The 15,173-nt window shown below is 49.6% G+C and carries 10 protein-coding genes; 3 read left to right on the top strand and 7 right to left on the bottom strand.

The features are described 5' to 3' along the window. The first annotated feature begins 58 nt into the window (after window positions 1-58). A complete protein-coding gene (gene thiL / locus AC23NW_RS08505; RefSeq protein ID WP_293835628.1) occupies window positions 59-1,084 on the top strand; it encodes a thiamine-phosphate kinase in 1,026 nt (341 codons plus the stop codon). Window positions 1,085-1,120: 36 nt separating this feature from the next. Here the strand turns inward: thiL and AC23NW_RS08500 are convergent, their stop codons facing one another. From AC23NW_RS08500 to rpsL, 6 genes are all read right to left on the bottom strand, one after another. After that, window positions 1,121-1,543 (bottom strand): putative toxin-antitoxin system toxin component, PIN family, encoded by a 423-nt coding sequence (locus AC23NW_RS08500; protein WP_487448851.1) that lies wholly within the window; start codon window positions 1,541-1,543, stop codon window positions 1,121-1,123. Further along, the gene (locus tag AC23NW_RS08495; protein ID WP_487448850.1) at window positions 1,540-1,800 is read right to left on the bottom strand and encodes a hypothetical protein; all 261 of its coding nucleotides are present in this window, start codon (window positions 1,798-1,800) and stop codon (window positions 1,540-1,542) included. The genes AC23NW_RS08500 and AC23NW_RS08495 overlap by 4 nt, the downstream gene beginning before the upstream one ends. A gap of 75 nt (window positions 1,801-1,875) precedes the next feature. Beyond that, window positions 1,876-3,411: a M20/M25/M40 family metallo-hydrolase gene (locus AC23NW_RS08490; RefSeq protein WP_487448849.1), complete on the bottom strand. Its 1,536-nt coding sequence runs from the start codon at window positions 3,409-3,411 to the stop codon at window positions 1,876-1,878. 95 nt (window positions 3,412-3,506) lie between these two features. Further along, window positions 3,507-5,918: a penicillin acylase family protein gene (locus tag AC23NW_RS08485; protein ID WP_487448847.1), complete on the bottom strand. Its 2,412-nt coding sequence runs from the start codon at window positions 5,916-5,918 to the stop codon at window positions 3,507-3,509. A gap of 153 nt (window positions 5,919-6,071) precedes the next feature. Continuing rightward, window positions 6,072-6,539: a 30S ribosomal protein S7 gene (gene rpsG / locus AC23NW_RS08480; protein WP_071503343.1), complete on the bottom strand. Its 468-nt coding sequence runs from the start codon at window positions 6,537-6,539 to the stop codon at window positions 6,072-6,074. Window positions 6,540-6,599: 60 nt separating this feature from the next. Further along, window positions 6,600-7,031 carry a 30S ribosomal protein S12 gene (gene rpsL / locus AC23NW_RS08475; protein WP_071503344.1) on the bottom strand — a complete coding sequence of 144 codons (432 nt, stop codon included), beginning with the start codon at window positions 7,029-7,031 and terminating at the stop codon, window positions 6,600-6,602. A gap of 265 nt (window positions 7,032-7,296) precedes the next feature. Between rpsL and AC23NW_RS08470 the strand changes: the two genes are divergently transcribed. Beyond that, window positions 7,297-12,396 carry a translocation/assembly module TamB domain-containing protein gene (locus tag AC23NW_RS08470; protein ID WP_487448845.1) on the top strand — a complete coding sequence of 1,700 codons (5,100 nt, stop codon included), beginning with the start codon at window positions 7,297-7,299 and terminating at the stop codon, window positions 12,394-12,396. Then, window positions 12,393-14,789, top strand: a complete 2,397-nt coding sequence (gene tamL / locus AC23NW_RS08465) for a translocation and assembly module lipoprotein TamL (protein WP_487448843.1) — start codon at window positions 12,393-12,395, stop codon at window positions 14,787-14,789. Before AC23NW_RS08470 ends, tamL begins: the two co-directional genes overlap by 4 nt. Before the next feature lie 37 nt (window positions 14,790-14,826). On the opposite strand, the gene AC23NW_RS08460 is transcribed toward tamL, so the two are convergent. Further along, a complete protein-coding gene (locus AC23NW_RS08460) occupies window positions 14,827-15,147 on the bottom strand; it encodes a DUF3467 domain-containing protein (RefSeq protein WP_293843640.1) in 321 nt (106 codons plus the stop codon). Window positions 15,148-15,173 lie beyond the last annotated feature (26 nt).

Raw genomic sequence — 15,173 nt, 5'->3', positions numbered from 1 at the left:
CTTTCAGGAACGGCTTTTTGTTATTACCATCCGCTCAGCCAGAGCATTCAGTATACTTATGACAGATTTGAAAGAGTTAGGCGAATTCGGCCTGATTGACCGGATCCGGCAGGCAACCCCTCCACCGGTCCGCCCCGAAACAATCCGGGGTATTGGCGACGATGCCGCCGTTTTCGATTTTGGCGGCGACGAATTTGGCCTGATTTCGACGGATATGCTGCTCGAAGGCATTCACTTCGACCTGACCTACGTGCCGCTAAAACACCTCGGCTTTAAAGCAATTGCCGTTAATGTGTCCGACATTGCCGCCATGAACGGCATCCCGACACAGGTAACGGTCAGCATCGGTATAAGCAGCCGTTTTCCGGTAGAGGCAATTGATGAACTGTATGAAGGCATCCGCACTGCGTGTGAGGCCTATAAAGTAGACCTGATCGGCGGGGATACGACGTCATCGCGTACGGGGCTTACTATTTCAGTTTCGGTACTGGGTAAAGTACCGAAAGACCTGATTGCGTACCGGAATACGGCACAGGCTAACGATGTTATTTGCGTAACCGGTGATTTAGGCGCGGCTTACATGGGTCTGCAATTGCTTGAGCGCGAGAAACAAGCCTATATGGCCGATCCGAATATGCAGCCGGAGTTGTCGGAAGAACGTTCGTATCTGCTGCAGCGCCAGCTCCGTCCCGACGCCCGGACCGACATTGTTCATGAACTGCGGGATCTGGGCCTGCGCCCGACCGCTATGATTGACATTTCCGACGGACTGGCTTCTGAGGTCATGCACCTGTGCCGGCAGTCGAATACCGGTGCCGTCATTTTTGACGAAAACGTCCCGATTGATGATCAGACCCATCTGGCGGCCACCGAATTTAAGATCAGTGCGCTGACGGCGGCGCTGAACGGCGGTGAAGATTACGAGCTTTTGTTTACCGTCCGCCCGCAGGAGTTTGAGGTTTTGAAAAATCATTCCCGCATCACGGCCATTGGCTACATGACTGCCGATCCGAGTCAGATCATTCTGTCGACCCGCGCCGGTCAGCATTCGCAGCTCCGCGCGCAGGGCTGGGGCCATTTTTAAGGTAAAACCGGCCGAAGGCAATTCCTTCGGCCGGTTTTATTGATTCGTGTCCTGAAGAATTTTCCGAAACTGTGCAAATGGTATTGCTGGAACAGGTGGAAATAGATCAGGAATTTTCATTAAATTAAGAATGTGCCGGTCATCGGTTACCAAGTAATCTACATTTGCGCCTATTGCACAATCAACAAATTTGTTATCATCCGGATCATCCGTGACTAATTGGTATTTAAAAGACGGTTCAAAGCGTTCATGATTAACAGCAACCAGTAACGAACTAACTACATAATTAGCTACATCCTGGTTAAATTTCACGCTGATCAACTCGGTATACTCTGTTAAAATTTCATTGCTGAACACCCAAATGAATGATTCCTTTACAAACGCATTATAAAGCCATTTTTTCGACCCACGTTTAGCCACAGCACTTAGTAGTCCATTCGTATCAACAACCACTTTCATGCTGTTTCGGAGCGTAACTTATTGAAGTACTGCGTACGGTTCTCATTAATACCATTCGTCTCCTTCTCTATTGTTTTTGCATCTATTCGCTTCTCTTTCAAAATTCTTTCTGCTTCTGCTTCTGCTTTCTTTGCCAGATGCTTTACTAAAACCTGACGTACAGCGGTTAAATCCTCTTCTGTCAGCTCCCGTTCAAATAATTGCAGTAATAAAGCCTGGCCGTTGGTCAGCTTTCTGGGTTGCGGCATATTTCCCATAATTGTATCATTAAGTTGTATTCCTATTTTATAACAACAAATGTCAGCTCAATATTTCTCGCTTCTAACCGTAAATCACTCCGTAAAGATCGCCAGCCAGGTTTTCACGCCCTCCACATAATTGCCCAGCCGCAGATTTTCGTTTGCCGCATGCTGGTTATTGTCCAGATTCACCATCGGCACGTGAATGGCCGGAATGTTTAAGGTACGCAGGAACGGTACAATCGGAACCGAGCCGCCCGTCATCCGGATCTTGATCGGATCACGGCCAAACGCCCGCTGCATGGCATGGGTCAGCCACTTGTCTTCAATACCGCCGAAATCGGTCCGGAAGGGCAACATGGCCGCTTCACCGGACTTCATCTGAATAAGCTTCGGGTATTGCGCCCGCTCGGCTTCCGTCGGTTCGTGATCAATCACCTGATAGCCCCGTTGTTCGATATGCTGCCGGATCAGCGCTTTCAGGCGCTCAGGGTCCGACTCAGGCACCAGCCGCAGGTCAAGCTCGGCAATCGCCTTATCCGGAATAACGGTTCCGGCCTGCTTACCAACGTTGGCGCTCGACAAACCACGGATGTTCAGTGACGGATATTGTAGCGCTTCCTGATAATTCCGGCCCACTTTGTCGGGTGCGGCAAAGCCCAGTTTCTGCTGAATTTCAGCCGGATCGTCGGGCACGGCAGCGAGAATTTTAGCCGCCGCTTCGTCAATGGTAACACCGTCGTAATAGCCCCGAATCGTTACCCGGCCGTCTTCGTCTTTCATACTACCCAGTAACTGTGCCATCCGGAGAGCCGGATTCGGGGCATAATTCCCGTAATGACCACTGTGTTGCGCCCCGCGCGGGCCGTAGGTTGTGAGCGTAACCGTTGCGATGCCGCGGCAACCATAGACCAGCGTCGGCTGGTTTGACAGGTGCCGCCCTCCATCCATGATCATCATAAAGTCGGCAGCCAGCTTGTCTTTATAGGCCAGTACAGCGCCGGCCAGGTACGGCGACCCGATTTCTTCCTCACTGTCCAGAATCACTTTGATGTTGTACCGGAACGGGATTTTCTCTGCCTGCATGGCCGTCAGTGCGCTCAGCAGCATGACAATCGGCCCTTTATCATCCGACGACGACCGGCCGAAAATACGCCAGTCGGGGTCGTATTTCGACTGAAGTAGCGCCCAGTTGATAACCTCCCACTGGTTACCTTCCGCCATTTTTTTCTTCAGCACCGGCTTATACGGCGATTCCTGCTGCCAGTCGGCGGGGTTAACCGGCTGGCCGTCGAAGTGCATGTAAAACAGCAGCGTTTTCAGCTGACCTTTCGGCGTCACCTCGGCTTTGTGTTCTGCAAACACCAGCGGGTGGCCGCCCTTTGTGGGCAATACCTCAACGGAGAACCCTCGCTGCGCGAAAGCCTGTTTCAGCCAGTCGACATTCGGCTGGATGTGCGCATCTATGTGGGCATTATTCGGCAGCGACAGAAAGTTGAACAGATCGCCGTACGACTTACGTACGTGTTTCTGCGTGATCGTTTCCAATTGGTCGGGCGTCAGCGACTGGGCGTATCCCGGCCTGACAAGGCTTGTGATGAGTGTAAGGCTAAACAGCAGTTTTTTCATAATACCTTAAAAATAAGCGTATTTTGATTTTCTGCTATAAGATCCTGCATTTTCATGTGCCTGCCTGTTTAAAAAGCCCGTACAGATACACATAATCACGGTTTTAGTATCGTCTTACCGATCGCTACCTTTTCAATCTCAGCACGGTTCATCCGTTCGGGCCGCGAGCCGCCATCAACAAACAGCTGCGCCTGATCTTTCACATGCGGGTTCATAAAATACCCGGACTGGCCGGTCGGCAACACGCTGCGGCCCGTTTCCGGCTGACCGAAATCAACAATCCGGCGCAGGGCAGGTCCGGCACTCACATTATACAAACCGGTTGAATCCATCCGGAAATCCATATTGTTAATGGTGTTCCGGCCACCCGGTGCTGCCAGCGGGCCTACGCTGAACCATTTACCAATCACCGGCAAAATGCCCAGCGGATGCTTATGCTCAACCGTGTGGACGCGCTCCCACTGCCAGTTGGCAGCATCACTTCCCAGTTGCTTTTCCAGTGCGGCGGCGGTTTCATTCAACGAAGCCGTCAAGATCATGGCCCGTGTTTCCTTAGCCGGCGTTTTCCGGTTATCCCACCACGGCGAGGCGTCGTTACGGAACCAGTGCGGCATGTTGCGTTCCATATTCATGTTATGTTCGAACGCCTGGAACGTCTCTGTACCCAATTCATCTTCAGCGGCATTCCGCAGGATTGTGTAAATGAACTTATAGTACATCGCCGGTTCTACATCTTCGCGGTTATGACGACCATTCCATGTTGCCAGTTTCTGCGCTATAGTTTTGGCAAGCGGCGTAAGCTTTGTCTTATCAACGACGGGCAATATATCCCTAAGCAGTGACGCACTGACCGGCGACGTTACATCATTGATCACCGTCCGTACATCGGCTTCGGTCCAGTCCTTTTTCGGCGTACGGATCAGCTGGTCAATGCGGCCGGCGCGGTCACCGGCCACGTAATAACCAGCCACCAGTCCGTTGCCCATATCATCAGGCTGATTATTGGCCGTATACAGTACTCCTGAAACCGGATTTAAAATCTGCGGATTCAGGTCAAAATCAACCCAGCCCTGCGGATCGTCCTTACCGGTTGATCCGTCAAGAATCAGCATCGGGTTTACGCCCGGTGCCCGCTTCGGTAATTTTCCGGCCGCCCACCACGCAATGTTACCGGCCGTGTCGGCCCACATGATATTCAGGCCGGGTGACGTCAGCTTCGACGCAGCTTTCCGCGCCTCGGCCGCATTTTTTGCGTGTGCCAGGTCATAAAACATTTCCAGACTCCGGCTCGGAAACTGCTGATAAATCCACCACAGGGCAATCGGCTCTTTTTCGCCCTCGATTTTGTCAAATGAGCCATTCAGGATTACCCCGTGCCGCGACTGTTTCACCGGCAGTGTCACATCTGCTTCGCCCTTCACCTTAATGGTTTCCTTCCGGATCGTCAGGTTTTCCCAGTGGTCTTTATACCAGACCTGACCGGGATTGGCCGGATTAGCTTTTTCGCGGAAGAAATCAGCATCGTCGTTTTCAAACATGGTCAGGCCCCACCCACCGTGTTCAGAATGACCCAGCAACGGCACCGGCGAACCCGCCAGAAAACTGCCGTAGAACCGGAAGCCGGGGCATTCCAGATGCGCTTCATACCATACCGATGGTTGTGCAAAGGCGATATGGGTATCATTCGCCAAGATAGGCTTCCCTGATTTTGTCTTCTGTCCGCTGATCACCCAACCGTTTGAGCCGTGGTATGGCGGAAAAGGAGCTTCTCTTTCCAGTTGAGTCAGTTGCTCACTCATCCGCAGTAATGACCGGGCGGCCAGAATATCACCGGGAGTTGCCTGCACCGGTGTTTTGGGATCTCCCTCCTGCCACATATTCATGACATCGTTAAAGTATTCCGTGCCGAGTTTAGCGTTGATCATGGTTGCCATTGCTTCAGTTCGGAAGGCATCGACAAATGTATAGCCCATGTATCCGGCAATGATCTGCATATCCTCCAGCGTAAACTCCGATTTCGGAATGCCGGCGATAGTAAACTCGACGGGTGTTTTTCCCTTTTTAATATACGCGTTAATGCCTTTCAGGTAGGCCTCTGCCGCTTTCCAGTGGGGTGCATCCGGATTTTCCCGCCGCAGCGAGTCATTGGACCATTCCGCATGCTTCCGAAAGCCGAGTGTCCGGAAAAACCGGTCAGATGCCAATGCTTTGGCACCGAATAATTCTGCCAGCCGGCCATCGGCCAGCCGCCGGATCATTTCCATCTGAAACAGCCGGTCCTGCGCATGCACATAGCCAAGGGCATAGAACAAGTCGGCTTCGTTCTGCGCATAAATATGGGGAACGGCATAGTCGTCGTACAGTACGTCGACCGGTGCTGATAATCCCTGCAAGGTTACTTCAGCATTGTAGTCCGGATTTAAGCTACGGAGCCAGAGCCAGATACTTATACCGGCCAGGATAAGTAACAGAAAAAGGGTTATCAGAATCTGCCTGAAAAGACGCATAATTTCTCTAATAGTAGTATGTGATGATTACCCGTAAAAATAGGACAAATTCCATGCATACGACTTATATTTACCGGTCATTCCCGACAGAGACTATAAAAAAAGCCTCTCCGGATTCCGGAGAGGCTCTCAAATTGGTGTCGTAACCGAAAATTAGAACCGGAAGTGCGAGAACGCCTTGTTGGCTTCGGCCATACGGTGCGTATCATCCTTCTTCTTCACAGCTGCACCTTCACCTTTTGAAGCGGCAACGATTTCAGCTGCTAAACGGTCAACCATAGTTTTTTCACCGCGTGAACGAGCGTAACGGATAAGCCATTTCATGCCTACCGAGACTTTCCGATCCGGCCGAACTTCAGTAGGTACCTGGAAGGTAGCACCACCAACGCGACGACTTTTAACTTCTACTGAAGGCATTACGTTGTTCAAAGCCTTTTTCCATACGTCGATACCGTTTTCGTTTGTACGTTTCTGTACAACGTCCAGGGCATCATAGAAAATAGAATAAGCTAAGCTCTTTTTACCTTCGAGCATCAGGTTGTTAACGAATTTCGTTACCAGAACTTCCCGGAATTTCGGGTCTGGTAAGACATATCTTTTGGGCGGTTTTGCCTTTCTCATTGTGTCTTCAGATGTTAATCTTACTCTGCCACCTCATATAGGGCGGGCAGTTAATTAATTTTATTTCTTTTTACCTTTTGCCGGCGGTGCACCTTTGCCACCTTTAGCAGGAGCCTGACCTGGCTTAGGACGTTTTGTACCGTATTTAGAACGGCTTTGCAGACGACCGTTTACACCGGCTGTATCTAACGCACCACGAACGATGTGGTAACGTACACCCGGAAGATCTTTTACCCGGCCACCACGCACCAGCACGATTGAGTGCTCCTGCAGGTTGTGACCTTCTCCAGGGATATAGGCGTTAACCTCTTTACCGTGTGACAAGCGTACACGGGCTACTTTACGCAGCGCCGAGTTTGGTTTTTTAGGCGTCGTTGTGTACACACGTGTACAAACACCCCGACGCTGAGGGCATGCATCGAGCGCCGGTGATTTCGACTTCCACACCAGCTTCTCCCGACCCTTACGCACTAACTGTTGTATGGTAGGCATTATAAGAATTGATTGATAATTACAGTCTTATCGAAAATTGAGGTGCAAAGATAGACAAACCTCCTTGAAAATCAAAACATTTCCCGGATGATTTCTTGCTTTATAGCCGTTTTCTGGTTACGCATGTAACTCCTGACATCGGATTTGGCTAAGTTTTAGTAACATAATGCCGTATATTGACGTTAGGCCTTACATATGGCCCTTTCTAAATGACAAATCGTTATTTTGGCCGTCAACAGGGTTCGTCCAACATTCCTCTATACTTGTGAAAAAAGCTGTTACAACAATATTGCTCATCATACTGGCACTTGTCCTGCTGGTGGCTGGCTTCGTTGTTTTCATCGCCACAACCGGCTGGGGGCAGCAGATCGTTACGCAACAGGTCAATAATTATCTGGCCAAGAAACTAAGCTCGCCTTTCCGGATCGGCCGCGTTTCCTACCAGATTCCTGACTATGTAGCGCTGGAAGATGTACTGTTCATTACACCTAAAGGCGATACCTTACTCTCCGGCCAACGCCTCTTTGTAGACCTTGACATGTGGGGCCTTACGAAAGGACGTATTCAGCTCAATCAGATTGATCTGGAGCGTGTACGGCTGAATCTCACCCGTACACTCCCCGATACGACCTTTAACTTCCAGTATCTGGTTGATGCCTTTGATACCGAAGAAACCGGCGAACAGGTTCAGAAAGCCGATACAGCCGCCGCACCACTCGATTTTAACCTGGCTGCCGTCTTCCTTAAAGATGTCCGTATAAAGTATAAGGACGATGTTGCCGGAGCTGATGTGAATGCCTCGGTCGACAGCCTGCGGGCAAATCTGGACAAAACGATTCTGGATAAATCTGTTTACCACATTAAGGACGTTACAGTAGACGGTCTGACGGCAAAAGCCCGTATTTACCCCGGCCTGCCGGCTACCGAAGAGCGTGATCCTGACCCCAGCGATACCCTCGATCTGGGCTTAGGTAAATGGCAGATCCGGCGGTCTGCCTGGGATATACAGGTTGATGAAGCCAATTTTCAGTCCAGAGGTCAGATTGGCAGTCTTGCGATGGAATCAGATTTTTTCTACCTGAACGGACAAAAAATAGGTATCCGCTCCCTGCAACTCAGTAACTCAGACATTGCTGCGATTCTGACTAAACCTGTTACGAAACTGCCGCCGATCACGAAAGCCACTACGGCGCAAAAGAAAGAAATTGTAAAAGAAGCTAAACAGGAGGTTGCCACTGATCCGGGCTGGTCGGTTGCGCTGAAGCAATTACAGCTGGCTAATAACCGGCTTCGCTTTGATGACCAGACACAAGCCCGCCAGCCAAAAGGCCTCGATTACGGCCACCTCGACCTGACTGGTCTCTCGCTGACCGGACAGGCGATCTCGTATACACCCGACCGGACTTCGGCCCGTTTGCGGCAGGGAAAATTTCAGGACAAAAGCGGTTTTGGTATCCAGCGGCTGGATGCTGACGTGATTTACGCGAACACCACCACCTCACTGACCAACTTACTGGTCCAGACCGGCAAATCAGGGCAGAAAGCATCGGTTATCCGCGATAAAATGGTCTTGCGGTATGATTCACTGGCCCAGCTGAGCCTTCCGGCACAGGCCGGCCGTGTCAATGTCCAGGTAAGCCTGCGTCAGAGTACACTTACCATCAACGATATTCTGCAACTGGTACCCTCTCTGAGTACAACACCACCCTTTGCCGGTAACCAGGGCGCAATGATCAATGTAAACGGTAGCGTTACGGGAACGCTCGCGGCGCTGAACATTCCGTCGTTTGATATGTCGACCTTATCAGGCACCCGCCTCAAAGCAGCCGGCCGCCTGACGAATGTACTCGATACTGACCGCATGGGCGTTGATTTAACCATTTCAGAAGCAACCACCCGTCTGGCCGATATCAAAAAGCTGGTGCCAAAAGGCTCCCTTCCCGATTCAATCGGAATCCCGAATCAGCTACGGCTGACGGGGCATGTGAAGGGCTTGCTGAATAATCTTACCCTTGATACGCAGCTTCAGACCGACTGGGGCACTGCCAGCTTCGACGGCAACCTTCAGGGCTTTATGGCCGGTAAAAACCAGAGCTATCAGGGAACGCTGCAATTCGCCCGCTTCGACCTCAACAAATGGCTCATGAGCCAGCAATACGGCCCGGCAACCGGCCGCGCGACGGTAAACGGCCGCGGGATTGATGTAAAAACCATGAATACGTCGTTCCAGGTTGCCATCGACGAAGCGACTTATAATAAATACCGGTATAGTAAGCTTCAGGCAGAAGGACGGCTCGCCAACGGTAACCTAATACTCGACGGGAACCTTGACGATCCGAACGCACGGGTAGCGCTCAATACGCAGGTAAACCTGAATACCGAATACCCAAGCATTAACGGTACAGTCAATATCGCTAATCTGGACGTTACTACGCTTAATTTTTACAAAGAGCCCCTGTCGATGCGCGGCAATCTGGTCATTAATATGACCTCGACAGATCCGGCGCGGCCAATCGGTACGATTCAGGCGCAGGATGCGCTCATACGCTATCAGGGACAGGACTACCCGATTGACTCACTTTACCTACGCGCCAATGCTACCGGTGACCGTAAAGAACTAGTTGCCGCCATGCCGTTCGGTCAGGTTACGCTGAGTGGTTTATTCCCTTACGACCGCCTGTACGACATCATTGCGTCAGAAATCGGCCGGTATGTTTCCCTGCCACAACTGGCTTACAAACCGGTTACCCCACCGTATGATTTCAAGGTGGATGCTACTGTAAAAAACCATCCGCTGATCAAAGCGTTTGTACCAGAGCTGACACGGCTGGATCCCGTACGTTTTCAGGCTTATCTGGATAATACAAAAGATACCACGTTCTCGGCAACAATGGTTGGCGGCGTTGTTGAGTATGACACCATTACCGTTGACAATCCACGCCTGAGCCTGCGCGCCGTAAACAACCAATTGTCACTGAACGGATCCCTGAGTGGTCTGCGTAACCAAAGCGTTCAGCTGAAAAAGACAGAAATTAAGGCGACCGCCGCCAATAACCTGGTTCGTTTTCAGGTAGCGACGAAAGATTCAGTCGATACCGACCGGTACGCGGTGAATGGCCAGGTCGCTATTAATAAAGACACATACAAGGTACAGCTGGATCGGCGCGGCGTGCTGGTAAATTACCAGCCATGGAGCGCCGACACATCCGGATTTGTCCAGTATGGTCCGCAAGGTTTGCTGGTTAACCGCTTTGCGCTGCGGTCGGCTACTCAATCCATCGATGCAAACAGCATTGAGCAGTACCCGAACGCACCGATACGCGTTACGTTACACAATCTGGATCTGTCAAACCTGGCGAAGCTGGCTAATCAGGACACTACACTGGCCAGTGGCAGAATGGACGGAACGGTCATCGTGCGCGACTATATGGGCGACTCCGAGCTTTCGTTTCTGGGTAACCTGTATGTGGACAGCCTGAAGGTGATGGAAAAACCGCTTGGTAACCTGACCGCCCGGTTTACCAATCAATCGGATCAGAAGATTGGTGTGAATACGACGCTGGTTGGTCCGTATAACAACGTACAGGTTAACGGTTTTTACAACCCTAACAACGAAAAGCAGGCGCTGGATCTGAAAGTAAACCTACAGCGGCTGGATGCCCGTACGATTGAAGCGTTCAGCTTCGGCGAACTGCGGCAGGCGCACGGGCAGCTGACCGGCAATATGGACATCAACGGCTCATTGACCAAACCAACGATTAAAGGTTCGGTGGCGTTTGATACGGTGGCGTTTAATATCAAACAACTGAATGCAACGTACCGCATTGATCAGGAGCGTATCCTGTTCAACGGCCAAACCATTACGCTCGACAACTTTGACGTCCGTGATACACTGGGACGCGTACTGACAACAAACGGAACGGTTGTGCTGAATGAATTGCCGGATGTCAGCTATAATCTGAATGTTACGGCGAAAAACTTCCTGGTACTGAATGCCGGCCGGAAAGACAATGACTATGTGTATGGCAACGCGGCGATCTCTACCAACCTCCGGATCCGCGGAAAAGGTACCCAGCCAGCCGTTACGGGGACGATCAAGGTGGATCGTGAGAGCAAAGTAACCCTGGTACTGCCCGACGAAACGCTGGATGCCAACGAAGCACGTCAGGTTGTTACGTTTATTGCGCCCGGCGATACACTGGCCCTGAACAAATACCTGCAACCGGCCAAGATCGATACCATTCCACGGATTGCGTTTGAGCAGCTGAGTAACGCCAACATTTCGCTTAACCTGGAAGTAGACGACAGTTCGGAATTTACCATTGTTATTGACGAGCGTAACGGCGACAACCTGCGCGCGCGCGGAAATGCCAATCTGAACGTAACCCTCAATCAGGCCGGTGAGGTGCAGGTCCTTGGCCGCTACGAGGTGACCGAAGGTGAATATGACCTGACCTACGAGGTCCTGAAGCGGCAGTTTGCGATAGATAAGGGAAGCTACATCACCTTTACCGGTGACCCCTTAAAGGCTGACGTCAACATTACGGCGATTTACCAGACACAGGCGTCGCCGGCTAACCTGATTGCCAATGAATCATCCGGACAAACCAGTGCAGTGGCTCAGAACCGTATACCGTTCAATGTAGTGCTGAACATGCGTGGAAATCTCTCAAACCCCGATTTGAGTTTTGATATTGTAATTCCTAAGGAGAACTCGAATGTTGCCATTGACCCTAATACTAAACGGGATATCGATAATAAGCTATCGACCCTCCGCCAGGACCAGTCACAGATCAACAAGCAGGTTTTTGCACTCCTGATTCTGAATAGCTTCATTGCCGAAAACTCATCTAATTTCTTTTCTGGCGGTTCGGGCGGCGGCCTGGATGCGGAAAACCTTGCGCGGACCAGTGTTAGTAAACTGCTTACTGAACAGCTTGACCGGTTTGCTTCCAGCATCATTAAAGGAGTGGACGTTAATTTTAACCTGCTGTCATCAAGTCAGGCGAATACCTCCTCACTGGGCGCCACAGGGACACGGACTGACCTGAATGTGGGGTTATCAAAACGTTTCCTCGACGGACGTTTATCGGTGTCGGTCGGCCGTAACTTTGAAATCGAAAATAATACAGGCATTAACCGGAATCCAAATGAAGTCTTTGATAATCTGTCTGTAAATTATAACCTCAGTAAAGATGGCCGGTATATCCTGCGCGGTTACCGGCAGAATCAGGCGAGTGCATCTAACTCCAGTCAGGGAGTTATCTATGGGTATGTGATTGAAACCGGCGTTGGTTTTATTATCACCGTTGATTTTGATACGCTTAAAGAGGTTTTTAACAAAAATAAAGCCTCAGAACTATGAGACTATCTGTGCTGAAATCCATCGTCAGAAATATATTTTTTACTTGTCTGTTCGCCTCTTTGTATGCCTGCAATGTTGCCAAACACTTACCGGCCAATGAACGACTTTATGTCGGTACAGATATCACTCTGAAAGCCGATCCAAGTGTTTCTAAAGATGAGCAGAAAGCATTAAAGACCGGTCTTGAGGGGCTAGCCCGCCCGCGACCAAATAAAACTTTGTTTGGTTATCCATACAAAGTAGGGCTTTATTATTTGCTGGGCGAGCCAAAAAGTGAAAATGGATTCAGAGCATGGTTCCGTAAAAAGCTGGGCGAACCTCCCGTCTTTGCCAGTTCCAAAGCCATTACATCGAACACAGTGGTATGGGCGGCTTATCTGGAAAATGAGGGCTATTTTCGCTCCGGTGCAAGCGGAGAGTTGAAAGAAACCGGTTATAAAGCTCGTGGTGTTTACACGGCTACTATACAACCCCGGTATTACATTGACTCAGTCACTTTTCTGGTTGACTCAAGCGATGCGCGTAAAGCACTGTATTCAAGCTCACCACGGACTATACTGAAAAAAGGCGACCCCTATCGATTTGAGAACATTAAGGTTGAGCGGGAGCGTATCAACCAGAATCTGAAAAACAGAGGTTTCTTTTATTTTCAGCCGGATTACATTTCACTGTTAGCAGATACGGCCCGTAATAATCACACTGTACGGCTGTATGTAGCCATTAAACCGGATGTTTCTGCAGCAGCTTTGCAGCAGTACTATATTCGTAATCTTTACGTTTATACCAATTTTAGCCTCGACAATCTTTCCCGCAATGACACAAACCGTTCGCAGGCTTATACGGCAAAAGGGGATACATCTTTACGACGGGTTTACATTGTTGATTCTGCGCGTTTGTATAAACCTCAGCTGTTTAACGACATTCTCGGGTTAAAGCCGGGCAGACGATTCAACAGCCGCGGGCAGGATATTACGTTAAGCCGGTTTATCAATGTAGGTGCTTTTAAATTTGTACGGAATCGGTTTGCTCCCCTCTATGAGCGGGATACGGCGTTTCTTGATGTACATTATTATCTGACCCCCCATCCAAAACGGTCTGTTAAACTGGAGCTGGACGGCATTACACGCTCTAATGGACTGGCAGGTTCGCAGTTAACCCTCGGCTGGCTCAACCGTAATTTTTTTGGTCGCTCGGAACAGCTATCGATTAACGGAACCGCCGGCACCGACTTTCAATTGGGTGGTAATGCTGCAGTGTCCCGTAATTTTCGTTTCGGTGGGAATATCTCTCTCACCTTCCCAAGACTTGTGTCGCCCTTAAAGTTTCATTATGATAGACGACAGCTTTTACCAAAAACAGTTTTTACAATTGGGGCTGAACGAATTATTCAGGGAGCAGCAGGTGTGGCTGATATTCCTGATTCTGTTAGAAAAGGACGGCTCTATAGTATTAACTCACTAAATACCTCATTCGGATACAGCTGGCGAAAAAATCAGCAGATTGAACAAACATTTACTCCGTTCAGTATTAATTATGTTTTCCTCAACCCGAACAATGACCTGTTTTTGCCGTTGCTTGTTGATACACTAACGAGGCCGAGATACGAAAACCTGTATTTTAACACAGACCAGTTTATTTTAAGTACGCTTTATTCTGTTGCTTATAACTCTCCGTTACGCTCTAATTCGAAGAGTACTTATCGCATCCAGTTTACCGCTGAAACCGCAGGTAATTTAGCTTCTTTACTTATAAAAGCAGATGAATATGGAACGAAGCGTATTCTGAATAATACCTTTTCTCAATACATACGGGCAGATCTTGACATTAGATATTACTATAAACTATCGAATAACATTACTTGGGCCAATCGCCTTTTTACAGGTGTTGGTAATCCTTATGGAAACTCTACAATTATGCCTATTACAAAACAGTATTTTGTCGGTGGCAGTAATAGTCTTCGGGGATTTCGGGCCAGAGCTATAGGTCCCGGACCGGCAGCTCGTGATACTACGGGTAAAGTACCTTTCTTTTTTGATGGCGGCGGTGATATGAAGCTCGAGGCAAATACAGAGCTCCGCGCTAAGTTTACTCAATATTTACATGGCGCAGTATTTGCCGATGCTGGTAATGTATGGATGCTCAAAGAGCAAATTCTAAATGGAAAAGGCAGTATTTTCTCTAAAGACTTTTACAAGCAGATTGCTGTTAGTGGCGGTATCGGCCTTCGCGTAGACCTGTCCTACTTCCTGGTCCGCGCCGATATAGGTATCCCGCTTCGAAAACCATATCAGACTAATGGCAGATACTGGACGTTCAGCCAAATGGATTTCGGGGATGGTTACTGGCGGCGACAGAACCTTATTCTCAACATAGCTGTTGGCTATCCGTTTTAACAAAAAAGGCGAAAGAGATCATCTTTCGCCTTTTTTGTTACGCCTGACCAACCGGCCCGCTGAAACCGCCGGGGAACGGAAAGGCACTGTCTTCGCTGTTAATACTTCCGTACGCTTCTTCATACTTCCGGATATTATCCTTCAAAGCCGATAATAACCGTTTGGCATGCTCCGGCGTCAGGATTATCCTTGACTTAACCTTTGCCTTCGACAGGCCGGGCATTAACCGGATAAAATCCACAACAAACTCACTGTTTGAGTGAGCAATCATGGCTAAGTTAGCATACACTCCTTCCGCAATGTCTTCCGGTAATTCAACGTCGATCGTTGTTTCCTGATTAGGTTGTTGAGGGTTCATCCTGCGTGTAGTTTGAGTTCTTGCCT

The sequence above is a fragment of the Arsenicibacter sp. R0_47 genome (assembly GCF_057652235.1).
Note: the sequence above shows the minus strand (reverse complement) of the source record. Positions and strands in the feature narration are given on the sequence as shown.

What these genes read in the sequence shown, in the direction of transcription:
- thiL (WP_293835628.1), top strand. Translation starts at nt 59, where the DNA reads ATGACAGATTTGAAAGAGTTAGGCGAATTCGGCCTGATTGACCGGATC.
- AC23NW_RS08500 (WP_487448851.1), bottom strand. Translation starts at nt 1,543, where the DNA reads ATGAAAGTGGTTGTTGATACGAATGGACTACTAAGTGCTGTGGCTAAA.
- AC23NW_RS08495 (WP_487448850.1), bottom strand. Translation starts at nt 1,800, where the DNA reads ATGGGAAATATGCCGCAACCCAGAAAGCTGACCAACGGCCAGGCTTTA.
- AC23NW_RS08490 (WP_487448849.1), bottom strand. Translation starts at nt 3,411, where the DNA reads ATGAAAAAACTGCTGTTTAGCCTTACACTCATCACAAGCCTTGTCAGG.
- AC23NW_RS08485 (WP_487448847.1), bottom strand. Translation starts at nt 5,918, where the DNA reads ATGCGTCTTTTCAGGCAGATTCTGATAACCCTTTTTCTGTTACTTATC.
- rpsG (WP_071503343.1), bottom strand. Translation starts at nt 6,539, where the DNA reads ATGAGAAAGGCAAAACCGCCCAAAAGATATGTCTTACCAGACCCGAAA.
- rpsL (WP_071503344.1), bottom strand. Translation starts at nt 7,031, where the DNA reads ATGCCTACCATACAACAGTTAGTGCGTAAGGGTCGGGAGAAGCTGGTG.
- tamL (WP_487448843.1), top strand. Translation starts at nt 12,393, where the DNA reads ATGAGACTATCTGTGCTGAAATCCATCGTCAGAAATATATTTTTTACT.
- AC23NW_RS08460 (WP_293843640.1), bottom strand. Translation starts at nt 15,147, where the DNA reads ATGAACCCTCAACAACCTAATCAGGAAACAACGATCGACGTTGAATTA.